This is a genomic window from Clostridium polynesiense (genome assembly GCF_000820705.1).
Lineage (GTDB): Bacteria > Bacillota > Clostridia > Clostridiales > Clostridiaceae > Clostridium_AA > Clostridium_AA polynesiense.
On the sequence record NZ_CCXI01000111.1, the window covers coordinates 15,568 to 31,643 of the forward strand.

Consider the following 16,076-nt stretch of genomic DNA (forward strand, 5'->3'; position numbering starts at 1 on the left):
TTTCCAATCTATTAGGTTTAATTAATTACTTGACTGAAATTATAATAACACCTTAAAAATCTGCATACAATATTTCTAAGGCATTCTAATTTTTTAGCCTTATTTTGATTAATATTTCACAGCATGAAAAAAAAATCACATGGTTATCCTAAGATGTACCATGTGTATCTATATAAGTAAACTGTATTTATTAAAAATAGAAAACCCTTATTATTACTACTCTAAGGATATATATAATTATAATATAACCAATTAATATACTTAATTAAATCCCTCTTAGTAATTAAATAAGCTAAACATCTATGAGCTTTGTTTTATTGCCATGACATATCAAATCTAATTTATGCATCGCTCTTGTGCAGGCAATATACAATAAACTCCTGTCTATCTGGGTTTTATACTCCTGCTCTGAAGCATCAGTAACTATTACCTGATCAAATTCAAGACCCTTAGCCATGTGGACAGAAGTAATTACAACCCCTTCTTTAAATTCACTGCTATTAAAATCCAAGAGCTTCACATCTCTATCTACAGTATATATTTTCTTATATAATTCCTTTGCTGATTTTTGAGATTTACAGATAATTCCCAAAGAGGCATATGGTGATTTTCTGAATTCCTTTATCTGTTTCTGCAGTTTTGCAATTTCTTCCCTTTCCGTACTGCATAGAATTATATTAGGTTTCTCACCATGCCTTTCTATTGGAATCAGCTTTTTATTCTCCAGAATCCTTTGACAAAAATTGCTTATTTCAATGGTTGAACGATAACTCCTGCATAGTTCTACAGTTTCGCAGTCATTAAAAACTCTCCGTATTTTTTCCAATGTAGATGAACTGTAAGGATTAACACTTTGGTTTCCATCCCCTAAAACAGTCATTTTACAGGAAAATAACTTTGCTAAAACTTCATACTGAATGGGAGTATAATCCTGCATTTCATCTACCAGTAAATGTTTTATAGACTTATAATCATGCTCTACTCCATCAAAATACATTTTCACATATATAAAAGGAAAAACATCGGAAAACTCAAAGGTATTTTTCCCTATGAATCTAAACAAATTCTCTTGATTTATATGCTTGTAGAAATTTTGGTATAATGATGCCGAGTCTCTAAATTTAAATAATTTAAGAATTTCAGATTTAATTTGCCTGGAGGTTTTTCCATCCAGCTTTTCACCGGTATCGCTCTTATATTTTTCAATTATATTCTCTGCTATTTTCTTCAGTCTCTTCTTAATAGCCAGCCTTTTAAGGGATGAATATCGTGAAAGGAGCTCCTCTTTAGAAATAGAAAAAACACCAAAATCAAGCTCCTCAGGATTGAAATAATTCTCATCGGCATATTCTAAATATGCTTGTAGGTCATTTACAAAATTATTTGATGATTTAAACTCAATTCTTAAAATCATATCCTCTTTTTCAATACCAAGTAAGATTTCTATCTGCTGTGAAAAGGTCTGATATTTATATTTCTTTTCTATCATCTCTTCTGCGATATCTTCGAAGCTCATTTCCAATATGTTTTCCTCACCCAATTCCGGCAGCACATTAGAGATATAATTACTGAACACCTTGCTTGGAGAAATAATTAAAACATTATTGGATTTGAGGATATTTTTATATCTATATAGCAGGAATGCAATCCGGTGCAGTGCTATAGATGTTTTTCCGGAACCAGCAGCTCCCTGTATAAGGAGCACCTTTGCATCTTCATTTCTAATAATTACATTCTGCTCTCTTTGTATGGTTGCAACAATATTCTTCATCTTATCATCAGAGTTCTGACTTAATTCTTTTTGTAAAATCTCATCTCCAATATTCAGAGAGCTTTCAATCATATATTCAAATTCACTTTCTCTGATTCTATACTGTCTCTTAAGCTTTATGGTTCCCTTAATTTTTCCTGAAGGTGCTGTATAATTGGCATTTCCTAATTCAAAATCATAAAACATGCTGGATATAGGAGCTCTCCAATCAAAAATTATGTTCCCGCCGGAGTGAACATCGAAAAATCCGTGAGTCCCTATATATACTGCCTGTTCTTTTGATTTTTCATCAGGGACAAAATCTATCCTCCCGAAATATGGAGACTTAATGAGTTTTTGAAGCTTTTCCTTCTCCTTAACAGCCTCCTCACCTAATTGTATATTATGATGCACATCTATCCTGTTTGCGGCTTTTTCTGCAGAATCAAGCTGCGCCAGGTTTTCATATATATATCTTTTTGTTTCCAATATTCCTGTGAAATAATTAGTTATTCTTTGCTCTATACTGTCAAAGGAAGCATTAAGCTTATGCAATACTTCTTTTAAATACTTTTTTTCATCCCTTTCTGCTGTTTTAAACATATATTTATCTCCTTCCAAATTTCTTAATTGATAACAAATTAAGTATATAGGAAAGAATAAAAAAGTATAGACTTTTTCTTTAACCGGTGTTATTATGTAGATTAGGTATTGCCCTTAGGAGCAATACCTTTTTACATTATTTCACAATTTTATTTTCTCTTTTTGATATAGCTTCAAACTTATAATTAAGTAAATCCTTTGGCCTATTGAGCAGCTCTTCTAGCGCTTTCTTCATATGATAAACCTTCAATACTAATAATAGCCCCTCTTACCTGAAAGGGATCCAAGATACTACTGAAATTTAAAAATCAATACAACTATGACTTTAGAAACAGATTCTTACATATAATCTATTAGGCAATATATATGGTAAATATTATAAGGAGGAAACAGCAATGACAAAAGTTATCGTTGTTGGCGCAGGCATTTCCGGAATGGCTGCAGGTATATATGCATTGCAAAGCGGCTTCCATGTGACCTTACTGGAGCAGCACACCATACCGGGAGGAATCTGCACAAGCTGGAGACGAAAGGGATATCTTTTTGAAGGAAGTATGCATTGGCTCACAGGCTCAGATGAAAAAAATCCTATTAACAGGTTTTGGCAGGAGGTAGGAGCATTGAGTAAGGATTCCCCTATCTATTACCGGGATCCTTTCATCTCTTGCCAGTACAAAGGTCAGACTGCTTGTCTATATAGGAATCTGGAAAAGCTAAAGGCACATCTTTGTGATATTTCTCCAAAGGATACTCCACATATCCTGCGCTTTTGTAAAGATGTTAAGTCATTTACTTCTATGAATGTGCCCATTAATAATATTCCAGGATTGAAGCTGAAGAAAAAGGAAAAAGCTGCTTCCACCTTAAGAGCACTGTCCAAAATGCTTCCAATGCTTTTACGGATAGGTTCTATGGGAAAAGTGTCTGTGGGCGAATATCTCCGTCAGTTTTCACATCCTGCTATCCGATTACTGTTTTCACAGGTAACTAACGATAAATATTCCGCCATTGCTCTTTTCTTTACCATGGCTTGTTTCGCTTCCGGAGACGGAGGTTATCTGGAGGGAGGTTCCCTGAAAATGGCTCGGAACATGGCGAAACGTTTTGAGGAACTGGGCGGAAATATCCGATATGGTGTAAAGGCTGAAAAGGTTGTAACAGATAAAGGAAGAGCTTCAGGTGTCTTTGCTGATGGTTCATTTATAACAGCTGATGCTGTGATAATAGCTTCAGACACCCTTTCTGCCATTGATACTTTATTTGAAACACCTATAGGTGAACCCTGGGCTGAAGATATGAGAAAGAACACTAAACCTGTAAACTGCACCTTTGTTGGTTTAGGTGTAGAAGCAGATTTATCCCATATCCCTTCCACGGTAATCTACCCCCTGGATAAACCAATCACCTTCGCTGGGAAGCAACTGAATTCTATCAGCATTAATAATTATGCAGATTATGAAGGCTATGCTCCGGAAGACTGTACTGCCCTTACCATGATTTTAGAGGGAGAATATGATTTCTGGAAAGCAGCTTCCTCCGATGGTTCTTATAAGCAAAAAAAACAGGAGCTGGCAGAACAAGTGATTGCACGGCTGGAGGAAAAAATCCCAGCTGCCAAAGGTAAGTTTGTGGTATGGGACATTGCCACACCGCTAACCTACGAAAGATACTGTGGTACTTACCATGGCTCCTGGATGACTCTGATGCCTCCGGGAAATAAATTGGTATCCTACCCATGTAAGCCGGAAAATATAGAAGGACTTTATTTTGCAGGTCAGAGGCTTCAGCCGCCCGGAGGTATGCCTGTAGCACTTATTACCGGACGGCAGGCAGCACAATACCTCTGCAGAGATTATGATGTTGTATTTCAAGGAAATATATAATGATGATTTTACCATTCTGCTTTTTCATGGTAAAATATAGCTGCTGTTAAAATAAATATAAAAATAATAATTTTAAGGAATTATACAATGATAAAAGAAAACCTATCCTATTTAAAAGAAGCATTAACCTTTTGGAATCATCTTACGGAAAAAGAACAGGATTTGCTGGTAAAAAATACTGTACCGGTTAAATATAAAAAAGGCGCAAAAATATATAGTGCAGATAATGAATGTTCTGGTATGCTTCTCATAAAAAGCGGAGAATTGCGCACCTATATTCTCTCTGAAGAAGGAAGAGAAGTGACTTTATATCGTCTCAATGACGGTGAGGTCTGTATACTTTCAGCTTCCTGCCTGCTTAAAAATATAACCTTTGATGTACACATTGATGCTGAAAAAGACAGCGAGGTATTATTGATTGATTCTTTAGCTTTATCAAAGCTAAGCAGTGAAAATCCTCATGTTGAAAACTTTTCCTTAGGGATTACCGCAGATAAATTTTCCGATGTGATGTGGACAATGGAGCAGATACTTTTTAAGAGCTTTGATCAACGTCTTGCAATCTTCCTTCTTGATGAAGCTTACAAAAATAAAAGGGATATATTAAAGCTTACCCATGAGCAGATTGCAAAATATATGGGCAGCGCAAGGGAGGTTGTTTCCCGAATGCTTAATTACTTTGCCAAAGAAGGTATAGTAGAATTAAATCGAGGTACTATCAGGTTAATTGATAAAGGGAGACTTAAGGAACTTATAAAAACTAATATTTAAATAAAAAAATGAGGGAAGAAAACTTCCCTCATTTTTATTATTTATTTAAAATATTTCACTTTCTCTTCTAATTCTTTGAGGAAGGAGTAAGGCTGCTGCCATAAAGATTATCCCTGTTATTAACAAGCCGGAAAAACCTATATTGACGACAGAGGGATACTTCTCTGATATATTGAACAGAGTTAATTTACCTAAATCCATTGCACTGAACAGTCCAATATTCTTCCACATTCCATAAGTCATTGAAAAGGCAAAGGCACCAGCCAATCCACCTAATACAGCAGCAATAGCTTTCTTTAAATCACCGCTGCTGGAAGCAGCTACACAGGTTCCCGGGCAGGTACCCACAGCACCAAATCCAAGACCAAAAATCAGCCCTCCCAGTATTACTCCTACATTAGAAGCTTTAACACTCAAATGTGAAATATCAAAAATTCCTATGAAATTTGCAAAAAATAAGAGAACACTGGAAAACCCGATAGCAAACAATATTATTTTCATAAGGGAAATATCTTCAAGTCTCAGCATGGAAAGCAGCTTTTTTGAATTTGATGCTCCTGCAAAATACAAAGCAAAACCAAACAAAGAACCTAAAACAATTGCAAGTATTATTTTCATGGATTATCTACCTCCTCTTAATATTCTGCCTCTTATAATTGCCGTTGGTATTGCTACAGCAAATACTGCTGCTGCAAATATATACCCGCTGACAGCGCCCTGCATCATGCCGCTCATCATATGTCCACTTGTACATCCATCAGCCATTCTTGCACCATAAAGAAGTAGGAATCCACCTATGAAGCTTGGTAAATAAAATCTCCAGAAATTCTCTTTCTCCTCCGGAAGCTTTATTGTTTCTCTAATATCCGCAGATTTAGCTTTTTTATCTTTTTTCTTTACTAAATATCCAATGTAAGCACCTAAGGGAATTGACAGTACAAAAACAAAATCATAATTCCATGGATTTTTAATGTTTTTTGCCATATCTCCTTTGCTTTTATCATAATAAGCATTTACGCTTTTGTAGCCGCTTTCTCTTTCGGCATCTTCTGTTATAACATTAGGATTAATAGCACTATGAATTATACCGGATAAAACAGAAAACTGTGTAGATACACCTATTGGTTTTATTGCCCAAACAGCTATAAAAAATACCGCACCGAGAATAAGTGCTGATAATGTCCATTTTTGTGTTTTCATTTTGCACCTCTTTCTAATATTTATGCTTTAAGTATAGCTTATTAAAAAGAGGTCTACTGTAACCCAGTCACACTTTCACATCTTTTTTTGCAGGAGGATTGTACTCCTATATTTAAAGAGCTTTCAGTATCCTGGCTTCTGCTTTACGATATTTTTCTATCCTATCATAATCCTTTTCCGTGGGATTTTTAATCCTTGATAAATTCATATTATCCTTTAAATCAGCCAGTTTTACATGACAGGCAGTTTTATTCTTAATAATTCTATCTATAAATTCATCATAGGTTTCATTTTGCCCTCTTGTTAAAGCCTCCAAAGCAGCTATTATCTCTTCAGAAAAACCTTCACCTCTTAAATATTCTAAGGTTATGTCAGTATCCTCTATAACATCATGAAGCACAGCACATATTCTTTCCCGCTCACTTTTTACTGAAGACATTACTCTTAAAGGATGAAGTATATAAGGTTCACCGCCTTTGTCCGTTTGTCCATGATGTGCTTTTGCAGCTATTAAAATCGCTTTATCTAGCATAATTTCACCTCTAATAATTTAATCCTGTTATTTAATATGTTTTCAAGGTAATTTCCCTTTAATATATAATTCTTAACACAGTTAAGATCATCTTCATCAAAGCCTTTTATTTTCCCATTAGTAACTTTATAGTTAATACGCATTGTGGGATTATATCCTAAATAAATAGGAACTATATCCTTCAAAAAGTCTCTGAAAGCCCTTTGTCTAAGCCTGTTATCCTGTTTCTCACCTTCATACATAGCGGGGAATAAGCAGTCCTTTGACTTTAATTTATGAAAGCCGCTGGTACCGGGGTTAATGATTCTACTTGTGCATATTTCCAAATAATCCTCCTTATTAAAGGAAAATTTAAAATACTCATAGCTGTTTTCTAGAGTAAGCCTCCTGTACTGATTGAAATGCTGATTTTCATCAAATTCACATATAAAATTATAGGGCTCACCAAACCAAATATCCATCCTGGCTAATCTTTTAATACTCTTTTCATCAGCCAAGGTTATTCTTTCTTCCAAATTATAGGTATTATCAAGAAGTAATCCATAGACCTTTGAAAGCTCATCCCAGATTTCGCCATACATAATCCTGCTTGGTATATTCAAAAGCCATGGACTTCTCCCTTCAAAGGTATAATTAGCTTCAATGCCAAATCTGTCTTCAAGCATCTTTTTAATTAAAATTGCAATGGGTTTAAGTTTATTCATAACCTTCTCCTTGAGTTTCTTTTATTACCCCTCAAATATCATTTATTATATTTCATATAAATATAGTAGTTAACCCCGCTTTTATCGCCGTGTTCCGTAGGAATTCTTTTTATTTCTTTAAAACCAAGCTTACTGTATAAAGCAAGGGCAGGTAAATTAGAATCCGCTACTTCTAAAACATATTCATTAAATTCTTCTAATGCAAAAATATGATTAATAATTGTTTTGCCAATCCCTTTCCCACGATAATCCTTTGCTATGGCAACAAATTCTATCGCTCCGCAATTATCATTTAATTCTAAGGGATATACTTTATTCTCAAACTCCTTTCTTAATACCATATAAGCTATAGTACCCTTTATTAAGCCTAAATTCCTCCTTAGTTCCTGTGATATTAATTTTACCGTAGGGTGATTCATTTTATTAACTCCGGCAAATCCAATTGCTTTATCTTCATCTAAGGAAACATAAAATTGATTTAATAAAAACATATGCTTAAATGCAGCAGCTAATTTACCTTTATCTTTAGAGAAGTATTTTATCCATTGATAAAATCCCTCTGTGAAAATATACCCCATTTCATTTCTAACTTTATCTCCAATCTCACTTGCCAATACTACTTTAACTTCCATTAACCTCATCCTCCTTAAATATAAAAGGAATAACCTTGTCATAGTTCAGACAAGTATATACCTATTGTAAATTGTTACCACACTAAGTACAAGCCATCTATCTTTTACTATAACTGTATTTTCCTTTTACTTTAGATACTTGCTTTAATGTTCTGATTTCGAAAAAAACTTCGAGTAAAAGTGAAAGCACAACCTCTAAAATCTCAGCATATTATGTTGTAAAGTTTGTGGAAGGAAAGAATTATATCCAATGCCAGCTTTTACGGTGCAGAGCTTCTTAATGGGGTTACCGGAGCCTTCAGGTACCGTTCAATATCCGGATTCCGCCGTATAAATTTTCCCTCAAGGAAAAGCATATGAAGTTGATAATAATTAGGATGCCCGTATAGTCTTTAGAGTTTACCTTGATCAAATAGCTATGGTTGAACCATACATTTATAATGCGATCTGGGATAGTGCAATGCTTTTTACAAAAAATTAAAAATCTTAAACATAATAAGTCCCCACCTGATAATCAGATGGGGATCATTTATACTTGCTGAGGCTGAGACTACGTGTCTACGAAGTTAATCGGTATGTGCCACAGCACGGATTTCAATGAGTTGGTGAGGGAATGCCAGACCGGACACCCCTATAAGGGTTCCTGCAGGACGATGGTCTCCCACATACTCCTTGAATAACTCCACACATCTCTGGAAATGCTCCTTAGGATTTGTAAGAAAAATTTCCATTTCAGCGATATTTGACCTGGTGACACCAAATCCCTCCAGCACCCTATCTAGGTTCTCCAGCGTTTTCCGTGTCTGTGTTTCAAAATCTCCTTCTCCCACGAACTCACCTTTCATATCGTGGGAAAATTGACCAGAAATATATATAGTACCGTTGACGCTGTAGCCTTGGGAAAGTCCGTAAGCTTCTTCCCACGCTACACCGTGATTATAGGTTTTAACATTACTCATTATTTTCTCTCCTTTACTTTAAATTAAGTTTAGTATACACTGATTAAAAATAAAAAATAGTACGCACTTTTTTGTGCGGTACTACCTGAAAGGATAGTGAAAATATGGGCATGGCTGAATATAAAGGTAAAGTAAAAAATATTCAAGATACACCTTTTGGTTATACAATATCAGTTATAGGCGGTAAATGGAAAATGGTTATAATTTACCTCCTGGCAGAAAACCAGCCTGTTCGCTTTAATGATCTCAAAAGACAAATAGGAACTATTACTTTTAAAATGTTAAGTTCACAGCTAAAGGAATTAGAAGCTGACGGCCTTGTGAAACGGAAAGAATATCCCCAAATTCCCCCTAAAGTAGAGTACAGTCTTACAGATAAAGCAGAAACTCTCTTACCTGTTTTGGAAGAATTATGTGAGTGGGGAGCAAGAAATCAAAAAAATTAAAGAAAAAAGCTGCGGTTACTGCAGTATACCTGCCGCTGTTAACAACCTGTATATAAATGACTGCGCTCCCATATACTATATTTAATTTATAGGAAGGGAGGAATCCCAACTGCATAATATGAGGAGATTATCTGTTTCTATCTATTTAATACTGTTAATAGCAGCTTTATCCTTTTTTCTTGTAAGGGAAGATGCTGTTTCTCAAAGCTCTTATACCGCTAATAAACTCACCAGCATTAAAGATAAAAGTTATAGCTTTATAAAGAACTCTGAAAAGACTAAATCTTTATATATTGTTTCTCTGGACTCAATGACCTCTAGTGAAAAAACTCTGATAGCAAGTCTACAGGGATTGGTTAACAGTCGCTGCTCCACCCAAATATATACCCTTAATTCTTCTCAGCCTTGTTATAAAATATGGTTGGAGGATTTAAAAAATAAATACAAGATTTCCTATGAAATACTTTCAGACCCCTGGCAATTGTTAGCCATTTATAAAGATTACATAGAAGGATATGTACTTTACAGCAATAAAACACCAAAGGACCCATCAATAAATAATGCATGTTCTCTTGCTTCTTTAAATAATGCTGTAGTTGTTAATGAAGACATAGAATCCAAAGTAAGGCAAGGCGGCATAATAAAAATTAAAGGAGATTGCAGGAACACAGATGAAAGCTGGGCTTTTAATAATTTATGGAATAAGGGTTTAAACCAATCCACTGTAATACAATTATCTCCGGACAAAGCTGCTTCCTTAAGAGATTATGCTATAATGACTAAATCCTTAGTATTTTATGAAGACAGTAAAGATAAAGTAATTTTAAGAGATAAGATATTCTCCTCTGTAAAAGATGGAGGGATTTGTTTAGGTTGGGGACCGGATGAGTTTATTAATGTAAGTACAGCTTCTAAATACGGCGTGAGTGTAGTTGCTGCAGATTGGTCATATAATTTATCTGTGCTAAGTGCTTTTCCCTCACTACCGGTTAAAAAGCAGACTTTATTAAATATTCCTAAGGAAGACCGTGTCCATTATGTAACCTTTATTATGTCTGATGGTGATAATCAGCAGTGGAATCTTGGAACTAACTACTGCTCTTTTAAATGGTTTGGTGCTCCTGATAGAGATAAGTTAAATCTAGGCTGGACTATGAGCCCGTCACTATATTATCTGGCTCCTACAGTTTTTAATTTGTATTATGAGAGTATTACCCTTGAGAAAGGAAATAATAATTTTATTGTTTCACCTTCCGGAAATGGGTATATATATCCAAGTAAATTTGATAAAAATAAATTAGATTCATATATCATCCAGTTAAATAGTTATATGGAAAGGGTAGATGAAAAGTATGTATCAATAATAGATGTTTCTGCATTTAGAGCTATTGAGCTTTGGAATAAATTCACTGCTATGCCTAATATACAAGGTTTATTTTATCTTGATTATCATAGACATGATAAGTACCAGGGAGAAATTTTATGGTCTAATAACAAACCCTTAGTGTCATGTAGAGATTTACTCTGGAGTAATATTCAAAATGAAGATGAGCTAGTAAATAAAATTAATGCTAGAGTAGCTTCAGGACAAGTAAATATTCATAAGCCTGAGGCTTATACCTTTGTTTATGTTCACGTATGGAGCAAGGGTGTAAGCAATGTTGAAAGTGTAATAAGCAGATTAAATCAGAATCCAAATATAAAAATTGTTTCCCCTGAAAGTTTTATAAGGTTAATAACAAATAATGTTAATAAGTATCCTGTGCTTAAATAGTTGCAAAATGTAATGCTTTGATTCTTATTAATAAAAACCACTCCAAGAGGAGCGGTTTTTTATTAATAAGAATCAAAGCAATACCTTATTGATTATAGGAAATCTTACTGTACATAAAACTGAAGCAATGTCATAGTGGTGGATCAGTCTATTTATCCTTAGATTGACTTTCACTGAGAAACTTAAACTCTCAGAAGTCCACGGAATCCCCTGGAAGAATAATAGGATTCCGCTCCATTGTGGTATACAAAGACTTTATCGTAGCGTAGATCGCAAAAAAGAGCTCCACCGAGTTTTCTGATATTATCAGGTGTTTTCACCCAGCTGGATGTTTTCATATCAAAAGCTCCAAGCTTCTGAAGCTCACGGTATTGTTCTTCAGTTAAAAGCTCAATACCCATGTCAGCTGCCATATCAATAGCGGTGTTTTCAGGTTTGTGGTTTTTCCTTGACTCCAGCGCTTCACCGTCATAGCATATACTTCTGCGACCCTTTGGACTTTCCTCAGAACAATCATAAAAAATGTATTCCCCAGTGTTTTTATCATAAGCAATGATATCCGGTTCACCACCAGTTCTTTCCATTTCATTAAGGCACAACAATTTTTCCCTATTAATTTCCAGCTTTCTTTGTACTTCAGACCACTCAATTCCTTTATGACGATTCATATTTTTCTCAAAACGGACTTTCAATATCCTGAGTATTTCTTCACCTTGCTCAGGTGACAACTTCCTTTTTTCATCTTTCATACTAAAACCTCCTCATATACTTAAAACTTTTAGTATTCTGATTACCATGCAAGTTAAGTCCACATTCTAATTATGTAAATGCCATTTATTTAATTACAGCTCTTTCATTAATTGGTTCAAACCAGCTTCTGATGTTAACTTTTCAAGATTATTAAATATCTTGTCTTCTTCCCAATTCCACCACTGAAGCTTTAGTAAAAATTGAACTTTTTCATCTCTGAAGCGCTTCTTAATTAATTTTGCCGGATTGCCTCCATAGATTGTATAAGGTTCAATATTTTTTACCACAGTGGAATTGGAAGCAATGATGCTGCCATCTCCTACTTTAATTCCCGGCATGATAGTTACATTTTCACCAATCCATACATCATTACCAATAACCGTATCTCCCTTAAAAGGCAGCTGTTCTACTGTGGGAGTAACTTTTTCCCAGCCTCCTCCAAATATATTGAAAGGATACGTTGTAATACCATCCATTCTGTGATTTGCTCCATTCATTATAAATTTAACCCCCTCTGCAATTGCACAGAACTTACCTATCATGAGTTTATCTCCTAAGAATTCATAGTGATGCTCTATGTTATCATAAAATTTCTCCGGAGATTTTTTATTATCACTATAATAGGTATAATCTCCGATTTCAACATTAGGTCTTTTAGGCAAATTACTTATATAGCATACTGTCTTAATGCTTTCATTTGGATATAGCTTATGCTTGTCTGGTCCTTTCATAAAATTATCAACCCCTTCTTATAATATTAAGGCATATGTTAAACCTTCTTACTTTTGGGAAGGCTGCACTGATTGGCCGCCTCCCCAGCCTTCATCCTTTATTCAGCTGCTCATGAGTAAGAAAAACACCTTATAAGATTTCTACATACCCTTCTGTTCCATTTACCCGGATTCTCTGTCCGTCTTTGATCACTTTAGCAGCGTTTTCCACTCCAATTACTGCCGGTAATCCATATTCCCGTGCAATAACTGCTCCATGGGTCATCAGACCGCCAACTTCCGTGACTAATCCTTTTATTGATACAAAGAGTGGTGTCCAACTGGGATCAGTAAAGGGGGTAACTAATATATCTCCATCTTCTAAGTCGGCATCCTCCATGTTCAATATTACACGTGCCCGTCCTTCTATAACTCCGGAGGAAACAGCCAGTCCTAATATAGCTTCCTTCGGGAAATTTTCTCCTTTGTACTTACCTGAAATAATCTCTCCATCAGAGGTTATAACACGTGGTGGAGTTAGTTTTTCATAAAACTTATACTTTTCCTTTTGGTTTTCAATGATACCGTAATCCAATTTATTTGTCCGTAGGACCTCGCCAAGCTCTTCAAAGGTAAGATAGTATATATCTTCTTTTTCTTTAATTACATAGCCTTGTACCAGGGCTTCCGCTTCCTTCAGTAAAGCAAGCTTATAAAGGAAGTAGCGGTTAATCATGCCGTATTTTGGATATTCACGATAACCGATAAATTTCCTGAGAAGGGTTATCATTAGCTTTGTTTCTTTAACCTTTTCTTCACCCTCTGGTAAATGCTTCAATCTTTCTAATAGCTCCTGTTCTTTTTTAAATGCTTCCTGTCTCCCTTTCTCAAATTTCTCCCTACCTGCATTAGGTTTAAAGTTCTTGATGTTACTGAGGAGCATTGGGATAAGTGTGGTTGGTTTTTCACTCCAACGGGTTTTAGTAATATCAATTTCTCCGCTGCATCTCATTCCGTATTTCCTTAAAAAACTATAGATAGCGTCACGGACTTCCTCACCGCCATTAAACTTAACCACTTCCTCTAAAAAGTTATCATCTTTTACCTTTTGTAAATAGTGGATTATTTCCGGATAGGGGCGAATAACATCTGCCACGTCCATAAGCTCCAGCCCCATTTGTGAAGTGATATTGTTTGGTGCAGATTGAGAAAGTATATCTGCTGCGTTCTTTTCACCCAGCCACTCCTCCATCTTTTCATTTATCCATGAGGAAGCATATATAGCAGTATTAATCACATCGAAACTCTTTGGGTGAAATAAAAGCTTCTTTAATTCCTGGATATCTTCCAGAATGAAATTTAATAAATCTGATCCTGATTTCCTTTTGAGATTCTCCTTTAACTCTTCAATAGAGCTTTCATTGCTCTTAATCAAATCAGAAACCATTGAGGAATCCTTTTCAAATTGTAATAGAGAATCCCATGACATGCCTTTATTGCTTTTAACAGCACTCTGTTCTTTCTTATCACTTGGTAAGGATTTTATGAAATCTCCCCGCTCTATTATGATAATTAGGGAATCTTTTATCAGTGGATCGTGTTGTCCCATGGTATCTAATAAAATATCTCTGCTGTCCGGCGAAGCCAACATAGGCATAACATCAATAAATAACCTCCCACCGGCTTCAAATCTGTGTCCAAAGGATGTCAACCGGAACAATGATATCCCCAAGGGTTTCAAGGGATATGTCATCATCTGTTGATGACCTACAGATACATAGACATGTTTTTCTTCATCCTTACCTTCAGGTACGGGGTATAAAGTAGTAATGGGACGGCTCTGTACAATATATAAGTTATCATCCGACAAACACCATTCGATGTCCTGAGGACAGCCAAAATGCTCTTCAATCTTTCTTCCCATGACTTCCAACTTCAAAATCTGCTCATCCATCAGCACCTGCCTGTTTTGCCGCTTAGAATCTATCTCCTGTTCTTTCGTACCGCCATTTCTTAAGGCATAAACAGCCAGCTTCTTGATGGATATCTTCTTATCAATAATCTCGCCCTTACGTACTTTATAGATATCGGCATTCACCATACCGGAGACCAAAGCCTCCCCAAGTCCGAAGCCTGCATCAATGGATAAAACCTTCCTATTAGAAGTAACAGGATCCGCAGTAAAAATTATTCCCGATGCCTGGGAAAATACCATCTTCTGAACAACTACAGACAACTGGACTTTACGGTGGTCAAACCCCTTTTGAACACGGTAGGTTACTGCCCTCTCGGTAAAAAGCGATGCCCAACACCTGCTGATATGCTTTAGGATTGACTCTTTTCCTATAATGTTTAAATAGGTATCCTGCTGTCCGGCAAAGGAGGCGGTGGGTAAATCCTCTGCAGTTGCGCTGGACCGTATTGCATAGGCATCTTTTTCTCCAAGCTTAGAGAGAAGACTGGTAATCTCATCATTAATGTCTGACGGGATAGCTGTCTCTTCTATTGCCTTACGGATCTCACCGCTGATTTCCATGATTTTTTCCCGGTCTTCTACCTTTATAAGGGATAATTTATCAAGCAATTCCTTAATGGAGGTCCTTTGTTCAAGGATTCTTTTAAAAGCTTCAGTGGAAATGCAAAAGCCCTCCGGTACAGATATACCTTCAATTTTTGAAAGCTCCCCCAGATTTGTGCCTTTACCACCCACAGCCATTAGCTTTGTTTTATCGATGTCCTGAAAGCTGATCACATATGAACTCATATGTTTACCCCCTTATTTTAAAATTTATTCCTATTTGTTATTGCATTATAGCACTGACAAATAGGAATAAATAGACTACATTTACAATTTTTTATATGTTATAATTAAGGTGGAAGGGGTTTATTTTATAGGAAGGAAATTAACCTCTTTTGCTAATTTCATCGGATATCAAGGATTTTGAGGTATACATTGCTTTTATTATGTCCTCAAATCGGTTGTAATGAGATGTACCTTTTTCAAATTTAAGCTGTCCTTTTTCACATTTGCTTATAATTGAGGATACAGGACGCAGCGCTTCAGTTAATTCTTCTTTTGTATATGTGTCTATAACATTTTCATCTGTTATTAGAGCTTTTGAAATGTACATTGCTTTTATCCTGTTCTTAAGGAGTGTGTGCTGAGAGGTACCTTCTGTAAATTTAGGCTGGATTTTTTCACATTTACTTATAGTTGAGGATACAACCCTCAGTGCTTCTATCAATTCTTCTCTTGTATATTTTTCCATAGAATTTCACCTCAATTTCCTGTTTATTTTAATAAATCCAGATGAACTATATAGTTTTATTTAACATTTTATTACTTAGTTTCCTTAATTATA

General features: G+C 35.5%; 14 protein-coding genes and 1 pseudogene. 4 read left to right on the plus strand and 11 right to left on the minus strand.

Translation table 11 applies throughout. The annotated features are described in order from the left end of the window. Positions 1-292: 292 nt before the first annotated feature. Positions 293-2,353: a HelD family protein gene (locus TA89_RS10300; RefSeq protein WP_040213187.1), complete on the minus strand. Its 2,061-nt coding sequence runs from the start codon at positions 2,351-2,353 to the stop codon at positions 293-295. Positions 2,354-2,748: 395 nt separating this feature from the next. Between TA89_RS10300 and TA89_RS10305 the strand changes: the two genes are divergently transcribed. Together TA89_RS10305 and TA89_RS10310 are read left to right on the plus strand one after the other, a co-directional pair. Then, positions 2,749-4,236 carry a phytoene desaturase family protein gene (locus tag TA89_RS10305; RefSeq protein ID WP_040213188.1) on the plus strand — a complete coding sequence of 496 codons (1,488 nt, stop codon included), beginning with the start codon at positions 2,749-2,751 and terminating at the stop codon, positions 4,234-4,236. An 87-nt stretch (positions 4,237-4,323) separates the two neighbouring features. After that, positions 4,324-5,007: a Crp/Fnr family transcriptional regulator gene (locus TA89_RS10310; protein WP_040213189.1), complete on the plus strand. Its 684-nt coding sequence runs from the start codon at positions 4,324-4,326 to the stop codon at positions 5,005-5,007. Between the two features lie 45 nt (positions 5,008-5,052). On the opposite strand, the gene TA89_RS10315 is transcribed toward TA89_RS10310, so the two are convergent. From TA89_RS10315 to TA89_RS10340, 6 genes are all read right to left on the minus strand, one after another. Next, positions 5,053-5,625 carry a DUF6691 family protein gene (locus tag TA89_RS10315; protein ID WP_040213190.1) on the minus strand — a complete coding sequence of 191 codons (573 nt, stop codon included), beginning with the start codon at positions 5,623-5,625 and terminating at the stop codon, positions 5,053-5,055. 3 nt (positions 5,626-5,628) lie between these two features. Continuing rightward, positions 5,629-6,231 carry a YeeE/YedE thiosulfate transporter family protein gene (locus TA89_RS10320; protein WP_341349993.1) on the minus strand — a complete coding sequence of 201 codons (603 nt, stop codon included), beginning with the start codon at positions 6,229-6,231 and terminating at the stop codon, positions 5,629-5,631. Between the two features lie 88 nt (positions 6,232-6,319). Next, entirely contained in the window at positions 6,320-6,739 is a 420-nt protein-coding gene (locus TA89_RS10325; RefSeq protein WP_040213193.1) for an HD domain-containing protein, read from the minus strand. Beyond that, positions 6,733-7,443 (minus strand): DUF7255 family protein, encoded by a 711-nt coding sequence (locus tag TA89_RS10330; protein WP_040213194.1) that lies wholly within the window; start codon positions 7,441-7,443, stop codon positions 6,733-6,735. Before TA89_RS10330 ends, TA89_RS10325 begins: the two co-directional genes overlap by 7 nt. A gap of 38 nt (positions 7,444-7,481) precedes the next feature. Next, positions 7,482-8,075: a GNAT family N-acetyltransferase gene (locus TA89_RS10335; RefSeq protein ID WP_040213195.1), complete on the minus strand. Its 594-nt coding sequence runs from the start codon at positions 8,073-8,075 to the stop codon at positions 7,482-7,484. A gap of 566 nt (positions 8,076-8,641) precedes the next feature. Beyond that, the gene (locus tag TA89_RS10340) at positions 8,642-9,034 is read right to left on the minus strand and encodes a RidA family protein (protein WP_040213196.1); all 393 of its coding nucleotides are present in this window, start codon (positions 9,032-9,034) and stop codon (positions 8,642-8,644) included. A gap of 104 nt (positions 9,035-9,138) precedes the next feature. Here TA89_RS10340 and TA89_RS10345 point away from each other — a divergent pair, with 104 nt between their 5' ends. Both TA89_RS10345 and TA89_RS10350 read left to right on the plus strand, forming a co-directional pair. Next, complete coding sequence (locus tag TA89_RS10345) at positions 9,139-9,480, plus strand: winged helix-turn-helix transcriptional regulator (protein WP_040213197.1); 342 nt, start codon at positions 9,139-9,141, stop codon at positions 9,478-9,480. A gap of 226 nt (positions 9,481-9,706) precedes the next feature. Continuing rightward, positions 9,707-11,254: pseudogene (locus TA89_RS10350) on the plus strand (GxGYxYP domain-containing protein); the annotation flags it as partial. 182 nt (positions 11,255-11,436) lie between these two features. Here the strand turns inward: TA89_RS10350 and TA89_RS10355 are convergent. The 4 genes from TA89_RS10355 to TA89_RS10370 form a co-directional block, all read right to left on the minus strand. Continuing rightward, entirely contained in the window at positions 11,437-12,003 is a 567-nt protein-coding gene (locus TA89_RS10355; RefSeq protein ID WP_040213199.1) for a DUF4256 domain-containing protein, read from the minus strand. Positions 12,004-12,096: 93 nt separating this feature from the next. Next, positions 12,097-12,735, minus strand: a complete 639-nt coding sequence (locus TA89_RS10360; protein WP_040213200.1) for a Vat family streptogramin A O-acetyltransferase — start codon at positions 12,733-12,735, stop codon at positions 12,097-12,099. Positions 12,736-12,865: 130 nt separating this feature from the next. Continuing rightward, a complete protein-coding gene (ppsA, locus tag TA89_RS10365; protein ID WP_040213201.1) occupies positions 12,866-15,478 on the minus strand; it encodes a phosphoenolpyruvate synthase in 2,613 nt (870 codons plus the stop codon). A gap of 139 nt (positions 15,479-15,617) precedes the next feature. After that, on the minus strand, positions 15,618-15,983 hold the full coding sequence (locus tag TA89_RS10370) for a hypothetical protein (protein ID WP_040213203.1): 366 nt from the start codon (positions 15,981-15,983) through the stop codon (positions 15,618-15,620). Between the last annotated feature and the right edge of the window lie 93 nt (positions 15,984-16,076).